Annotated in this window: 13 protein-coding genes; 5 read left to right on the plus strand and 8 right to left on the minus strand. The window is 61.1% G+C overall.

Annotated elements, in window-relative coordinates:
- Nucleotides 1–107: 107 nt before the first annotated feature.
- From secG to C5L13_RS05660, 3 genes are all read right to left on the minus strand, one after another.
- Nucleotides 108–563 carry a preprotein translocase subunit SecG gene (gene secG, locus C5L13_RS05650; RefSeq protein WP_105374315.1) on the minus strand — a complete coding sequence of 152 codons (456 nt, stop codon included), beginning with the start codon at nucleotides 561–563 and terminating at the stop codon, nucleotides 108–110.
- 91 nt (nucleotides 564–654) lie between these two features.
- Entirely contained in the window at nucleotides 655–1,425 is a 771-nt protein-coding gene (gene tpiA / locus C5L13_RS05655) for a triose-phosphate isomerase (RefSeq protein WP_105382290.1), read from the minus strand.
- A gap of 139 nt (nucleotides 1,426–1,564) precedes the next feature.
- Nucleotides 1,565–2,449 (minus strand): alpha/beta fold hydrolase, encoded by an 885-nt coding sequence (locus C5L13_RS05660; protein ID WP_105382291.1) that lies wholly within the window; start codon nucleotides 2,447–2,449, stop codon nucleotides 1,565–1,567.
- Between the two features lie 194 nt (nucleotides 2,450–2,643).
- Between C5L13_RS05660 and parE the strand changes: the two genes are divergently transcribed.
- Entirely contained in the window at nucleotides 2,644–4,695 is a 2,052-nt protein-coding gene (parE, locus tag C5L13_RS05665; protein ID WP_105382292.1) for a DNA topoisomerase IV subunit B, read from the plus strand.
- On the opposite strand, the gene C5L13_RS05670 is transcribed toward parE, so the two are convergent.
- Nucleotides 4,696–7,245, minus strand: coding sequence for an HWE histidine kinase domain-containing protein (locus C5L13_RS05670; protein ID WP_105382293.1), 2,550 nt, complete (start codon nucleotides 7,243–7,245; stop codon nucleotides 4,696–4,698).
- A 251-nt stretch (nucleotides 7,246–7,496) separates the two neighbouring features.
- Here C5L13_RS05670 and C5L13_RS05675 point away from each other — a divergent pair, with 251 nt between their 5' ends.
- Complete coding sequence (locus tag C5L13_RS05675) at nucleotides 7,497–8,711, plus strand: AI-2E family transporter (RefSeq protein WP_105382294.1); 1,215 nt, start codon at nucleotides 7,497–7,499, stop codon at nucleotides 8,709–8,711.
- Here C5L13_RS05675 and C5L13_RS05680 read toward each other — a convergent pair.
- Nucleotides 8,689–9,147 (minus strand): GNAT family N-acetyltransferase, encoded by a 459-nt coding sequence (locus C5L13_RS05680; protein WP_105382295.1) that lies wholly within the window; start codon nucleotides 9,145–9,147, stop codon nucleotides 8,689–8,691. The two genes, C5L13_RS05675 and C5L13_RS05680, sit on opposite strands and share 23 nt — an antisense overlap.
- A gap of 112 nt (nucleotides 9,148–9,259) precedes the next feature.
- Between C5L13_RS05680 and C5L13_RS05685 the strand changes: the two genes are divergently transcribed.
- Nucleotides 9,260–9,685, plus strand: coding sequence for a hypothetical protein (locus C5L13_RS05685; RefSeq protein ID WP_105382296.1), 426 nt, complete (start codon nucleotides 9,260–9,262; stop codon nucleotides 9,683–9,685).
- A gap of 4 nt (nucleotides 9,686–9,689) precedes the next feature.
- Here the strand turns inward: C5L13_RS05685 and C5L13_RS05690 are convergent, their stop codons facing one another.
- The gene (locus tag C5L13_RS05690; RefSeq protein WP_105382297.1) at nucleotides 9,690–10,817 is read right to left on the minus strand and encodes a DUF2336 domain-containing protein; all 1,128 of its coding nucleotides are present in this window, start codon (nucleotides 10,815–10,817) and stop codon (nucleotides 9,690–9,692) included.
- Nucleotides 10,818–10,945: 128 nt separating this feature from the next.
- Between C5L13_RS05690 and C5L13_RS05695 the strand changes: the two genes are divergently transcribed.
- The gene (locus tag C5L13_RS05695; protein WP_158693393.1) at nucleotides 10,946–11,626 is read left to right on the plus strand and encodes a hypothetical protein; all 681 of its coding nucleotides are present in this window, start codon (nucleotides 10,946–10,948) and stop codon (nucleotides 11,624–11,626) included.
- Here C5L13_RS05695 and C5L13_RS05700 read toward each other — a convergent pair.
- Together C5L13_RS05700 and C5L13_RS05705 are read right to left on the minus strand one after the other, a co-directional pair.
- Nucleotides 11,572–12,180, minus strand: a complete 609-nt coding sequence (locus C5L13_RS05700) for a flavin reductase family protein (protein WP_105382299.1) — start codon at nucleotides 12,178–12,180, stop codon at nucleotides 11,572–11,574. The two genes, C5L13_RS05695 and C5L13_RS05700, sit on opposite strands and share 55 nt — an antisense overlap.
- Nucleotides 12,180–12,767 (minus strand): nitroreductase family protein, encoded by a 588-nt coding sequence (locus tag C5L13_RS05705; RefSeq protein WP_105382300.1) that lies wholly within the window; start codon nucleotides 12,765–12,767, stop codon nucleotides 12,180–12,182. The genes C5L13_RS05700 and C5L13_RS05705 overlap by 1 nt, the downstream gene beginning before the upstream one ends.
- A 109-nt stretch (nucleotides 12,768–12,876) precedes the next feature.
- Here C5L13_RS05705 and C5L13_RS05710 point away from each other — a divergent pair, with 109 nt between their 5' ends.
- Nucleotides 12,877–13,860: a hypothetical protein gene (locus tag C5L13_RS05710; protein ID WP_105382301.1), complete on the plus strand. Its 984-nt coding sequence runs from the start codon at nucleotides 12,877–12,879 to the stop codon at nucleotides 13,858–13,860.
- Nucleotides 13,861–13,960: the final 100 nt, after the last annotated feature.

The following is a 13,960-nucleotide window of genomic DNA, read 5'->3' on the forward strand; positions in this document are numbered from 1 at the left end:
GATTCCGCCAGTCCAAATCGTCCGATCGACGAAAACGGCTGTGGAATCTCCACAAAATAAAACCGGCAGGCTTTTGGCCTGCCGGAGCTTGAAGCGTCGACCGGGTCTTATTGACCGGTCGGAACACCCGTCGGTGCCGCTGGTGCGGCCGGCGCTGCGGGAGCCGGAGCAGCGCCCGTTGCCGGCGCTGCAGGCGCCGGTGCGGCAGCGCCGGAACCCGAAGGAACGCCGTTGCCCGATTGGGCTGGAGCCTGGGTCGGTGCCGGGCCGAGCTGATCGAGAATACCGCCGCCCTGGCCCTGCTGGCTCTGGGGAATGCGGTTCAGAATATCGCTCGGACGGCTTTCGTAGCGCGCCAGAATACCGAGAGCCAACGAGGTGATGAAGAAGAGCGTCGCAAGAATGGCCGTGGTGCGGGTCAGCGCATTGGCGGTGCCGCGTGCCGACATGAAGCCGGAGCCGCCGCCGACGCCGAGCCCGCCGCCTTCGGAGCGCTGGATCAGCACGACGCCCACCAGCGCGAGCACGATCATGAGGTGAATGACGATCAGAACGGTCTGCATATCAAAATCCATGCCTCCGGAGGAGAGGCAACACTAGAGTTGGCGGCTCTTTACATGAGAGCCGCGCGCATTCCAAGCCCCTTGAAGAGCTTTAGGCGCTCAGCCCATCATAGACGCGATAGATGGCAAGGAAGTCAGCCGCTTTCAAGCTCGCTCCGCCGATCAGCGCACCGTCGACATTGGCGACGCTCATCAATTCTTTGGCGTTTGCAGGCTTCACGGATCCGCCATAGAGAATGCGCATCCGCCTGCCCTCCTCGCCGAAGCGAGCGGCAAGTTCGGAGCGCATGAAGGCGTGGGCGGCCTTCACGTCTTCGGTGGTCGGAGTGAGCCCGGTGCCGATCGCCCATACCGGCTCGTAGGCAATGACGGTGTTGCCTGTAGTGGCTGCGGCTGGAACCGAGCCTGCGAGCTGACGCTTCAAAATGTCGAGCGTCTGTCCGGATTGGCGCTCGTCGGCCGTCTCGCCGATGCAGATCATGGCCGTCAGGCCTGCGCCATATGCAGCTTCCGCCTTGGCACGCACGAGTTCGTCGCTTTCTGCATGGTCCGTGCGCCGCTCCGAGTGGCCGACGATGGCATAGGTTCCGAAGCAGTCGGCGATCATCTCCGCCGAAATATCGCCCGTGTGGGCGCCGTTGCTTTTCTGGTGGCAATCCTGCGCGCCGATCGCGAGCGGGCTGTCCGTGCACAGTGCCGTTGCGACATAGAGCAGCGTCGCAGGCGGGCAGATCAGCGCATCGACCTTTTCCGACAAGGCGCCCTGGACACCTTCGGCCATAGTCTTGATCTCGTTCAGGGACTCACGGGTGCCGTTCATTTTCCAATTTCCGGCAACGAGCGGGCGCACTTCTGGCGTCATGGGCAGCTATTCCTCTCTTGCGGTCTTGTCGACCAAGACCGAAAACCTCTGCGGATAGGGCAGGTGTTTAGACGCTTCCTGCGAAAATTGGTACGCAAAACACGAACGTTGTTCAAAGACTTTGGTTGGCGCGCTCGGTTCAACGCACACCCAGCACGAAGTTCAAGGCCTTGCGCCAGTCCACCATGCGGATCGGCGTGCCGTGACTGCCGGTTTGAAACAGTGTGAAGCGGACCGGATAACCGGCACGCTTGAGCTTGCGAAAGATCGCCGTCTGCTCTTCCGCCTTGTAGACGCTGTCGGCGCTTCCATGGGCAAAGTAGATGGGTACCCGTTTCGCAGCGAGACCACTGCCCGGCAGGGTCGGGTCCGGAGGCCCTCCGAGCAACACCATGCCCTTGATGTAGCGCACAGCCTCCGTGTCGCGGCTGATCCCCTGACAGATGAAGCCCCCCATCGATGCGCAGGCAAGGATCACCGGCCGACCGGAGGATTGCTGGGAGGAATAGCGGATCAAGGCGGCGATGTCGGCGACACCTTTGTCATCGAAGGAGGTGACGCTCGGCGCATAATAGGTGCCGCCGTTGTTCACGGCGAGGTTCTTCAGCCGGTTGAAGTTGCCGCCGAATGTATAGTCGTTAGCCCCGAGCCGTCTGTCGCCGCCCCGCCCATGGATGAAGATGACCGTGAAGGTCGCGCCCTGAGCCTGTCCCGCCCTGGTGACATCGAGCTTTCGGTTTTCGATCGCCAGTGTCTCGTTCTCCTGGTAGCGGCGCACTCCGGGGGAAACATAGGCGTCCTTGACGCGGCGCTCGGGCTCCCGGTCGCGGCCGTTGATGTCGCGCATTTCCTGGTAATCGATCACCTCGTAAGCGCCGCCATCCTCCATCCGCAACACCGTCTGGCCGGAGAACAGGTCGTCCTTGAACGGCTTGATCGGGCCTTCCGCTGCCGCGGCCGATGTGCCGGCAAAGGCGAGCAAACCCGCAAAAACCGTGCCGAAGACGAAATGAATTGTGGACATGGTAGGCATCACCTGTTTACTGCATCCGTAGCGCCTTGCCATTCGCGGCCGCGCGACGCATTCCTCGCATAAGACGTTTCCTCGCGACATCGCGAAAAAGCCGGGTTTCTGGCAGAATCGCGAGTGATTCGAAACAGCACGAGATGGGTATGGCTTCTTCCCCCGCACCCCGACAGGTAGTACCGACGCAGCCGATGGATGACAATAACGACCTTTTCGCGGACCTGCCTTTGACGTCAAAGCCGGTCGCCGCCGAACCCGCGCCCGCCATACAGGCCGAGCCTTCGACACCGCGCCCTGGCCCGGTACAATCTTCCGGCGACGATTACGGCGCGTCCTCGATTCGCGTGCTCGAAGGCCTGGAACCGGTGCGTATGCGTCCGGGCATGTATATCGGCGGCACGGACGAGAAAGCGCTCCATCACCTTTTTGCGGAAGTCATCGACAACTCGATGGACGAGGCCGTGGCCGGCCATGCGAACTTCATCGAAGTGCATCTGGATTCGGAAGGTTTTCTGACTGTCACCGACAACGGTCGCGGTATCCCGGTCGAAAATCATCCGCAGGTGCCGGGCAAATCGACCCTCGAAGTCATCATGACGAAGCTCCATGCGGGCGGTAAATTCGACGGCAAGGCCTATGAAACGTCGGGCGGTCTGCACGGGGTTGGCGTGTCCGTGGTCAATGCCTTGTCGGACTCGCTTGAAGTCGAAGTCGCCCGCAACCGCAAGCTCTATCGCCAGCGCTTTTCGCGCGGCGTCCCGCAGGGTGGCCTGGAGGAATTGGGCGACGTCCACAACCGACGTGGCACCAGGGTTCGCTTCCATCCCGATCCGCAGATCTTTGGCGAGCATGCGCGATTCGAGGCCGGCCGCATTTTCCGCATGGCCCGTTCCAAGGCCTATCTCTTCGGCGGCGTCGAAATCCGCTGGAGCTGCGATCCGGGCGTCGTTATCTCCGGCGGCGACATTCCGGAAAAAGCGGTCTTTCATTTCCCCGGTGGCCTTAAGGATTATCTCTCCGCCACCCTCGGCAAGGAATTTACCGTCACCCGAGAGATCTTTGCCGGGCGTACGGAAAAGACCGGCGGTCACGGCGCCATGGAATGGGCGATCACCTGGTATGGCGGCGATCCCCAGGTCCATTCCTATTGCAACACCATCCCGACGCCCGAAGGCGGCACGCACGAAGCCGGTTTGCGTATCGCTCTCACCAAGGGACTGAAGAACTATGCGGAGCTGACGCAGAACAAGCGGGCGGCGCAGATCACCACCGATGACGTGATGATCTCAGCCGTCGGCATGCTCTCGGTCTTCATCCGTGAACCGGAATTCGTCGGCCAGACCAAGGATAAACTTGCGACGGTCGAAGCGCAGCGTCTCGTTGAAAACGTGCTTCGCGATCCCTTCGACCACTATCTCGCAGGCAACCCGAACGAAGCGGCAAAACTTCTCGACTGGGTGATCGAGCGCGCCGAAGAGCGGTTGCGGCGGCGCAAGGAAAAGGAAGTCAACAGAAAGACGGCCGTCCGCAAATTGCGCCTCCCCGGCAAGCTCGCCGATTGCTCGCAGAATACGGCCGAAGGCGCCGAACTCTTCATCGTCGAAGGCGATTCGGCAGGCGGTTCGGCAAAGCAGGGTCGCAATCGCGCCAATCAGGCGATTCTGCCCCTCCGCGGCAAAATTCTGAACGTCGGCAGCGCCAGCCGTGAGAAGCTTTCCGCCAACCAGCAGATCGCGGATCTCATCCAGGCGCTCGGCTGCGGCACGCGCACGAAATACCGGGAGGAAGACCTCCGTTACGAGCGCGTCATCATCATGACCGACGCCGATGTCGACGGCGCCCATATCGCATCGCTCCTGATTACATTCTTCTATCAGGAAATGCCGGAACTGATCCGTGGCAATCATCTCTATCTTGCCGTGCCGCCGCTCTACGTGCTGCGCCAGGGCGCCAAGACCGTCTATGCCCGCGACGATGCGCATAGGGCCGAGCTGATGGAAACGGTATTCAAGGGCAAGAAGGTGGAGATCGGCCGCTTCAAAGGTCTCGGCGAGATGATGCCGGCGCAGCTCAAGGAAACCACCATGGATCCTGCCCACCGCACGCTCTTGCGCGTGGCCATCGACGATGTGGATTTTGAAGGCACCCGCGAGGCGGTCGATAACCTGATGGGCACCAAGGCGGACGCCCGCTTCCGGTTCATTCAGGAGCGAGCCGCCTTCGCCGACAATCTCGACATCTGATCACTGGCGGTCGGCGAGTACCTTGGTGACGGCGCCGATCAGTGCCGCTGCCTCATAGGGCTTGCGAACGACAGGGGCGGAAAAGCTTGACGGTATGATCGACCTGTCGCTGTAGCCGGTGGCGAAGATGAACGGCACATCACGCCGCATCAGCTCCTCGGCTATAGGCAGAGACGTATCCGAACCGAGGTTGACGTCGAGGATGGCGACATCAGGAGTGAAATCCTTGAGCTTCCGGAAGGCGTCGGCGGCGGAAGGCGTCGTCGTTACCTTGGCGATTCCGTAGTCGGCGAGCATTGCTTCCACATCGGCGGCGATCAGCATCTGGTCCTCGACGAGAAGGAACTCCAGATCAGTCAGTTTGGAAACCCCGGTCTTTTCGGGAGCCTCCGGGACTGCGTCCAGGCTCTCGATCTCCGGCAATTCATCGTCACGGTGAATGTGCTTGGATGGCACCAGGAAGCGAGCCCTGACACCTTCTTTCCCGTATTCAACCTTCGACGCCCCTTCCAGCTCGTATGGGACGCTACGGGTAATCAGAACGCTGCCGAAACCGCTACGGCTAGGCGGATTGACCGGCGGACCCGCGCTTTCCGTCCAGAAAAGCTCGCAATCACCGTTTGCAAGCCGTGACCATTCGATATCGAGCTGTCCATTGGGAACTGATAGCGAACCGTATTTCGCCGCGTTGGTGGACATTTCGTGAAACACCAGTGCCATGACGGAAAAGGCCCGGCTGTCGAGCCAAATGCGCGGTCCCTTGAGATTAACGTTACGCGTCCCCTCGCTATAGGGTTTCAGCTCCGCCTCGAGCAGATCCGACAAAACCCCGCCGTCGCCGCCGCGCACGACCTGGTCATGAGCGAAGGCTAGAGCCTGGATGCGGCCCTTCAGCGAACCGATATAGTCCTTTAGGCTGACATCGGCGTCGATCGAATGGCCAACGAGCGCCTTGATCACCGAGAGTATGTTCTTGACGCGGTGGTTCAGTTCCTCGTTCAGCATGCGCTGGCGAAGGTCCGCCTTGCCACGCTCGTCCGCCAGAAGCTCCTTCTGATGCAGAACGATCTCCACCAGAACGTCACGGATGGCGTCCGCGATCTCGCGATCGCTCAAAGTCCAGGGGGCAGCCTGCTGCCGTACCGTTTCCTTCCAGATGGCAAAGCTTTTTCGGGGCGTCAGCCGGTCTCCGAGCGGCCCGGTATCATAGGATTTTTCCGGGTTGCCCGCCCAGTTCAGCGCTTGAACCATCTCGCGACGGAAGAAGAACAGATAGTCCCGCGCCCTCTGGGACAGGGGGATCGCCAAGACGCCGCAGATGTCCTCGGGCAGAGCGACCAGTCCGGGTAAATCCCGGGAAATCTGATGGCTCGCCCAGATTTTTCCGCCCGAGATCTCGCCGATCTGGGCTGCCAGATCCTCTATCACATGACGAAGAGAGGCGGCGCTGTCGGTGGTCCAGCTACCGTCCAGCCACAACCCTACCCCGTCGCATGGCAGCATCTTGCCGAAATCGGAAAGCGAGCTGCGCAAAAGCGCGCCGACATCGGCGTGATGGGAGGCGGCTTGCAGGAAACGGTCCAGGGATCGCCGGGCGCTGTCAGCAGCATTCATGAGTTGCCGCTGTTTGAGCGCGCCCAGATGCAGCGAAAAGAACTCGCCGAAGGTTTCCGCTGCCACGCGCTGCGGCATGGAAAGCACTTTCGGTGAATAGTGATGGCAGGTGATCAGACCCCATAATTCGTCGTCGATCACGATCGAGATCGACATCGACGCGGCGACGCCCATGTTGCGCAGATATTCGCAATGGATGGGCGAGACGCTGCGAAGATGAGCGAAGGACAGGTCGAGCGCCTCCCCCTCTTCATCGATTTCCGGCATTATCGCCACGCGCGGATTGGTGGCGTCCGAGATCACCCGGATCGTGTTCTTGACATAGAGCGCGCGAGCCTGCTTCGGAATGTCGCCTGCGGGAAAATACTGGCCTTTGAAGCTTTCCAGATCCCTGCGTTTGTATTCGCTGATGACCTTCCCTGCCCCGTCCTCCTCGAAGCGGTAGATCATGACGCGATCATATCCGAGCATGGCATACATCAGCCGTGCGCCGTTTTCGATCAGCCGGTCGAGGCTCGTCATGTTCCGGACGCGGCTGATCAGCATGCGCGCGACTTCGAGCGGTTGATCGGAATCCGTAGACGCCGGTTCGAATTCCAGGATGACCTTGGAATTCAGCTGGTGGATCGAAACATCGAAGCTCCCGCCGGAGGCAAGCCGCAGGCCATGCCTCAGCGCTGGCCGCGCCGGATCGTCGCAGGTCGCGAGCGCGTTCCGCAATGCATGGGCGGCCTCGCCGCCGATGATGTCCTCGAGCCGTCGACCGTTGAGATCGCGCGGCACGGAGAGCATCTCGGGGACGTTCTCGGAATGCTGAACGATGACCGCCCCTGCGGCATCACAAGCCAAAAGGCATCCGTGAGGCTGAATGCTGCCGGGGATATGGATAGGCTCTCGGTCGCAGTTCGTCAGGTCGACCGTATCCATGGGAGGCATATTTCAAGTCCCTGAGGTACGTTCCGCCAAGCCGCAGAAAGCGGCGGACGCCTCGGCATCCGTCGAGGCTTAAAGAAGCCTCATCAAGAAGGTTGATTTGCAATTCCGGTTGTAACCGAAGGCTGATTTCATATTTCTATCGCATCTGGCGTCTAGGGCAAGTAAGTAAGCTTCCTTTTAACGGCGAAGAGCATAGTCTTGTAGCCCGGCGCTGCAAACGCCATATGACGCGAAACCGGGAAGGATAACGGGTGAGTTTGAGCAACGATCGCAACGGACCGAAGGAGCCGCGGTGGCTGGGGCCTGCCGCGCCGAGGGTGGCTCTCATACCGCCTATCTCGGCAGCGCGTTGGCTTCTGGTGTTGATCGCCGCGGCCGCCATCTACTTCTTCCATGGCTTTGTGGTCCCCGTCCTTGCCGCTCTGGTGATCGGTTTCGCGAGCTGGCCGCTTTATCGCAAGCTTCTTGGCCGTATCGGCGGCAACACGACCCTTGGCGCTTCCCTTGCGATAATCTTCATCCTGGGCTTCCTCATCGTTCCGATCGGAATCGCCATCTCCTATACGATCGATGAAGTTCGGCAATGGATTGTCTGGGCTGCCGAGGTCAACCGTTTCGGTGCGCCCCCACCGGCCTGGATTATCGGATTACCCTGGGCGGGCGAATGGCTGGGCGTGCAGTGGGTCCAGCATGTCGGATCTCCCGGAGCCATCGGCGAACTGATCCAGCTCGTCAGCGGCGCCAATATCGGCAACATCTACCGGGCGGTCGTAGCCGCCGGCGGTGGCGCTTTCCACCTGCTGCTGATGCTGCTTTTCATGCTGATCGCGCTTTTCTTCGTCTATCGCGACGGCGCCTCCTTTTCCCAGCAGATCGATCTGCTCGGCGAACGCATCTTCCCGTCGCGCTGGGAGCGTATTTCCCGCGTGGTCCCGGCAACCATCAGCTCCACGGTCACCGGTCAGACGCTGATCGCAATCGGGGAAGGCATCGTTCTCGGCGTCGCCTACTTCATTGCCGGCGTTCCCTCGCCCGTCACCCTGGGCGTGATTACCGGCATCATGGCCCTTATACCGGGTGGCGCTCCGCTCTCCTTCACCCTCATCTCGTTCTATCTGGTAGCGAACGGTTCCTACGTCGCTGGTGGCAGTCTATTCCTGTGGGGAACGGTCGAGCTTTTCATCGTCGACAAGACATTGCGGCCCCGCCTCGTCGGCGGCCCCATCAAGTTGCCGTTCCTGCCGACCTTCTTCGGACTGGTGGGCGGCGTCAGCACCATGGGCTTCCTCGGCCTGTTCATCGGTCCAGTGCTGATGGCGCTGCTGGTCTCCATCTGGCGCGAATGGATCCGTGAAGCCCGGATGGCCGAAGGACCGGAAGCAGAACCTGTCGATCTCGCCGCCCCCGCGGCAACCGTCGAGGAATTCCCGCCCGAACTGCCGGTCAGGAAAGCCTCTTCTCCATGAAAATGCTCAAGGGATCGGGCCTGTAGTTGCCGAAGGCCTCGATCTCGACGAAGCCGTAGGCACGATAGAGGCCGATCGCCTCCGGCTGGTAGATCCCGGTTTCCAGTCGGACGGCCGAAAGTCGGAGCATATCGCCCCGTTCGAGGATCGCCTCCATCAGCCGGCGCCCCAATTTGAGGCCACGGGCAGCCTCGTCCACGAACATGCGTTTGATTTCAGCTGTGCCGTCGCCCGCGTCCACCAGCGCACAGCAGCCGATCACCCTGTCTCCATTGCGCGCAACGAAGAACGAAACCTCCGGCTTTTCCAGGCTGGAGACGTCGACCATGTGGTTGCTGTCCGCCGGATACAGGGAAGCCGCGTAAGCGTCGGAGAGTTCCAGAAGACTCACGACGTCTGCCTGTCGAGGCGGTTCCAGAGCGATCGTTACGGTCATTGGCTTTCGTTCCTGCTGGGATTCGGTCACCTTGGGCAACGCATCTATGAAAGCTGCCTTGGTCGGGTCAAGATTGATGGCTTTATGACACGGATCATCTCAAGGAAACGACATGAACGCTGCTCTCATCGTTATGACCATACTCGGCTGCAACGACGCCGCGACCGACTGCCACTACGTCGCCACGGTGGATAACCGCTGGCCGACGATCGAGATGTGCGATGCGGTGTCGGAACAGCAACTCGCCGGTTACGCCAACCAGCCTTATCCGATGATTATCGCCGTATGCCAGAAGCCGGAGGGATCTGAAGTCGCGAATGTTCCTCTGCCGCAGGAAAAACCCGCATTGCCGACACCCGAGCCGGCGCCCCAAGCGCCGGAGGTAACGGCGCAGGAAAAGGAAACGCTCGCGGGCCGCGCCATTCAGCGGGTCAAGAACGTCCTGCCGACGACCGAAGGCGTGACGACGCTGATGACAAAGCCGGTGCGGCTCGTCGAAGACGGGTATTCATGGGTGGCGAAGAAATTCCAGCGCTAAAACTTTAAGCAGCCAGCGCTATTTCGCTCGCATAGGAGCGGGCGTCGAGCCGCATCTCCAGGTGATGAAGTTTCTCGATCATTCCCAGCAACTCGGCCACCGGCGAGAGCAGCATGTCGACCCGCTGGAACTTATTCAGCAATAGAGCCGATATGCTGTTAGGTGCACCCGTAGCAGCGGCATCGCGCCAGAGCAAGACCGCCTCGACAAACACCACTGCGATATCCCGCTGCAGTCCGGAGGCTTCAAAAAGTGCGCGGACCGCGTGCATCCGTCCGGTCGCAAGGATGGCCCGGACGCGGCGGTCTTCCAGGCCGGACAGTGCCACCATCGCACCGGCAAAGAAATCCACCTTGCCGCTGCAGAGCGCATGAATGAGAAATGCAGGCGTCAGACACGCGGCAGCGCGCAGATGCTCGACGAGGCCGGGAATTTCTTCCGTCGGTACAAAACCGGCAATCGTGACTGCCGCCACCTCTCCTGCCTCCCGCGTGACCTGGTCTATGCGAGCCGGTCCCAGCACGGCGCGCATCAGGCCTGAATTGGCAAGAGCAGCGGAAATCTGGTTCACGAGCATATGCCGTGCGTCCGCCGGCAGGCCGTCTCGGTCGAGCAGCAGATTGCGGATATCGCTGTGATGCCCGAACCGTTCTGCAATGCGCCGCAGCGAAATCCGGGTGACCGAGGCGGTTTCGTTCTCGAGAAGGATCGTCACCTCGTTTTCGGATCCGATCTCGGCGATCGCCGCGGCAGCCCCGCGCGAAAGGGCGCGTCTTGCTGCAATCATCCCCCGGGTCAGGCTGTCGCCGCGCCCGATCAGATCGACGAGATCACCTTCAGCGAGCACAGGCGAGCGGGCGATCACCGTGCAGGCGATTTCCGGCTGATCTTCCGCAAGCGAAAGCATGATGGCGCGTGGTGCTTCAATGGAATCGGCAAGAGCCTCGGCCAGAGCCAGCCGTACGAGCGGCGACGGATCATCCAGAAGATGCGTCATTGCGAGCGCTGCGGCCCGATGATGTTCCTGCGCAAGCGTCGAGCGCAGGTAAGCCCGGCCAAGAGCATTGGCCGCCTTCGCCCTGTCTGCCGCCTTTGCCGTTTCCGCCCAACGAAGAAATGCCTGTACGATCACGCCCAGCCCCGATAACAAATGCCAGAACGCGCCTGGCTGGCTGAAAATACGCTACGGGCAAAAAGTTTAAGATTGGTTCACCATCCTTGTTAACCATGGAAAACTCTTGGAAAATCCGCTCGTGGTTCTTGGTTGAGCCGTCTGCCGACCCGGCCGGAATACTTCGCAGCGGCGCAGACAGGATCGTCGCCGATCTGACCGGGCCTGTTGAGTCCTGGCGGCCCCTGGGTGACTTCTGGCGAATTTCTGCCGAGGCTCCCACTCCGCTCTGCGTCTTGCTGCCGCCATTCTCCTCGGCCCGGACAGAGGCGGGCGTGGAGCTGGCGGTCCGGGCGGGAGCCGAATCAGTGCTTCTTGAAGGCGCCCGCGGCGGTGCAGACGTCCAGCATCTCGACGTACTTCTGCGGGTTGCCGAATCGAAGGCTGGCCGCCCCGCGCATGACACCAGCATCGTCGCGCTTACCGATGCTGCCGGAATACTCGCCGCCGCGAGCTTCCAGCGCTGCAGCAGGCGTCTCACCGGCCTCGGCTGGCATGTCCAAGGCGCAGCCGTTTCAGACGCAGTCCAACTTGCACGCGGCACCGTCGCGCTTGCGGCGGCGGCGGCAGGTGTCATGGCGGTGGATGCCGTTTCGGATACGACCGATGAAGCCGGCTTGAGGTCGGCATGCATTGCGGCGCGCAATAGCGGTTTTCACGGCAAGCTTAGCCGGCTAAGCTTGCAAATTCCGACAATCAACAAGGTCTTTTCGGATCAACTGCCTGTTGGTCTGGTCATTTCGAAGACATCCGATCCGCCGTCCGCGTAGTCGCGATAGCCCATGCGTGCAATCGGCTTTGCGAGGCCCATGTCGATTCGACCGTCCCGCAAAATGTCCTCGCTGATATGGATGCCGACTACCTGCCCGAAGACCATGAAGGCTTCGGATTTTTCCCCGTCCAGACCCTTCGGCCGGATGATCTCCGTCACGCGGCACTCCAGCGCCGTATAGGCCTCGGCCACATAAGGGGCGTCGACCAGCTCGGCCATCTTCGGCGTCAGTCCCGCCACGTCAAACTCGCTGATCCCGTAGGCGACCGCCGCCGATGAAGCATTCACCTGTTCGGCAAGATGCCGGCTTGCAAGGCTTGCGGTAAAGACGCCCGTCTCTTCCGCGTTCTGGAGGCTGTGCTTGCGGCCGCTGGAGGAAAACATCACCAGCTTCGGGTTGTCGGAAACGATGTTGAAGAAGGAATAGGGCGAGAGGTTCAGCGAACCGTCCCTGCCCTTCGTGCCGATCCAGCCGATCGGCCGCGGCGCCACGATCGCCTTGAAAGGATCGTGCTTCAGGCCATGCTGATTGGCATCGGTCGCGTAAAACATCAGAGCCCGCCTTCGCCCGCATAGGTGACGACTTGGGAAAGTTCTGGCCGCGGACGATCGGGCGTCTGGAAATCGCTGGAGCCGATATGGACGAAGCCCGCCACCTTTTCGCCCGGCTTGATGCCGAGAAGCGCGAGCGCCGCCTCGTCGTAGGCGATCCATTCGGTGCGCCAGTTGGCGACGTAGCCATGCGCATTTGCCGCAATCAGCATGTTGAGGCAAAGGGCGCCAGCAGAGAGAAGCTGCTCCCATTCGGGGATCTTGACATGCGGCGCAGCCGTGCTGACGACGCCTACCACGAGCGGCGCCCGGGTAAATCGGGTGAGTTCGGCCTCCTTGGCGGCATCGGCCATATCGGGGGTATTTTTGAGCGCAAGGGCAAGGAACGCCTCCCCGAGCTTTCTGCGTAGATCTCCGCGATAGACGACCAGACGCCACGGCGCCAGCTTGCCGTGATCCGGAACACGTGTGGCAAAGGTGAGGATCGCTTCCAGTTCCTCCTGCGACGGGCCGGGCTCCCTGATCTGGGCTACGGGTGTCGAGTGCCTGTCGCGCAGGAAGTCGATGAGTTTAACGTCATTTTGCATGGTCAAAACTTTCGCTGGGAACGGAATGCGATGGGAAGGTCTTGAAATTGCCTTGGCATTGGTCTTCAAGTGACGTTTCGGAAAAGAAGAGTCAACCGGTACACAACAGATGTCAGGCACTTCCTTCGCGGCACGCTGGATCCTCGCTGGAAGCATGGCTTTCGGCGTCACTGTCAGTGCATTCGGTCAGGATGATGCCTTCAGGAATTTCCGCCAGCTCGACAGCACCGCCAAGATGCCGAAGCTCAATGCGTTTTCGGCGCTGCCCGGCGGGACGGCCGGCATTGCAGGAAAAGATGTGCTCTTCGACGCCAAGCTGACGGCCGATGGCGACGTCATGCAGGAAGGCCTCGTCTGGCGTGTCTTCAGCCCGATCGCCGCCGAAGACGGAAAATTGCCGCTCGTTGCAAGCTCTGAGGGCGGTTCGGCCGCCTTCCAGCTGGTACCGGGCGACTACTTCGTCAACTGCGCTTTCGGTCGCGCCGGTGTCACCAAGAAACTGAACGTGCCAGCCGACGGCGACGTGTCGAAACAGACACTGGTGCTCGATGCCGGCGGCTTCGTCCTCAACGCCGTCGCGGGTGCCGACCAGCGCATTCCCCCGAACGAACTCAGCTTCTCGGTCTATTCGTCGGAAGTTCGAGAGAACGGCGACCGGCCGCTCGTCATGACGGACGTCAAGCCGAACACGATCGTGCGGCTCAACGCTGGCACATATCACATCGTCTCCGAATACGGTGACGTCAATGCGGTCGTGCGGGCCGATATTCAGGTGGAGGCCGGCAAGCTTACCCAGGCGGTGCTGCAGCATCGTGCCGCGCAGATCACCCTGAAGCTTGTATCGCAGCCCGGTGGCGAGGCGATAGCCGACACCGCCTGGTCGGTGCTGACGGCGGCCGGCGACGTTGTCAATGAAAGCGTCAGCGCCTTTTCGACCATGGTGCTGGCCGAGGGCGAATATCTTGCCGTCGCCCGCAACAAGAACAAGATCTATCAGCGATCGTTCACCGTCAAAGCAGGCGGGAATACCGAGGTCGAAATCCTCATGCGCGATGCCGCGCAAGTCGCCGGGGCGGCCAACGAGCAGGATTGAACTCTGCCGGCTTCTTAACTTCGACGTTGCCGACGGCCCTAAGCCGCATCTTCACTGAAAAGGATGCCGACAGCGCCTGCGGATGGCAGGCGCTGTCGGC

This window comes from Neorhizobium alkalisoli, from assembly GCF_002968635.1.
GTDB classification, from domain to species: Bacteria; Pseudomonadota; Alphaproteobacteria; order Rhizobiales; family Rhizobiaceae; genus Neorhizobium; species Neorhizobium alkalisoli.

Coding starts and splice junctions, on each gene's coding strand:
- C5L13_RS05700 (WP_105382299.1), bottom strand. CDS start 12,180: ATGTTTTACGCGACCGATGCCAATCAGCATGGCCTGAAGCACGATCCT.
- C5L13_RS05660 (WP_105382291.1), bottom strand. CDS start 2,449: ATGTCCACAATTCATTTCGTCTTCGGCACGGTTTTTGCGGGTTTGCTC.
- C5L13_RS05685 (WP_105382296.1), top strand. CDS start 9,260: ATGAACGCTGCTCTCATCGTTATGACCATACTCGGCTGCAACGACGCC.
- C5L13_RS05705 (WP_105382300.1), bottom strand. CDS start 12,767: ATGCAAAATGACGTTAAACTCATCGACTTCCTGCGCGACAGGCACTCG.
- parE (WP_105382292.1), top strand. CDS start 2,644: ATGGATGACAATAACGACCTTTTCGCGGACCTGCCTTTGACGTCAAAG.
- C5L13_RS05670 (WP_105382293.1), bottom strand. CDS start 7,245: ATGCCTCCCATGGATACGGTCGACCTGACGAACTGCGACCGAGAGCCT.
- C5L13_RS05680 (WP_105382295.1), bottom strand. CDS start 9,147: ATGACCGTAACGATCGCTCTGGAACCGCCTCGACAGGCAGACGTCGTG.
- tpiA (WP_105382290.1), bottom strand. CDS start 1,425: ATGACGCCAGAAGTGCGCCCGCTCGTTGCCGGAAATTGGAAAATGAAC.
- secG (WP_105374315.1), bottom strand. CDS start 563: ATGCAGACCGTTCTGATCGTCATTCACCTCATGATCGTGCTCGCGCTG.
- C5L13_RS05710 (WP_105382301.1), top strand. CDS start 12,877: ATGTCAGGCACTTCCTTCGCGGCACGCTGGATCCTCGCTGGAAGCATG.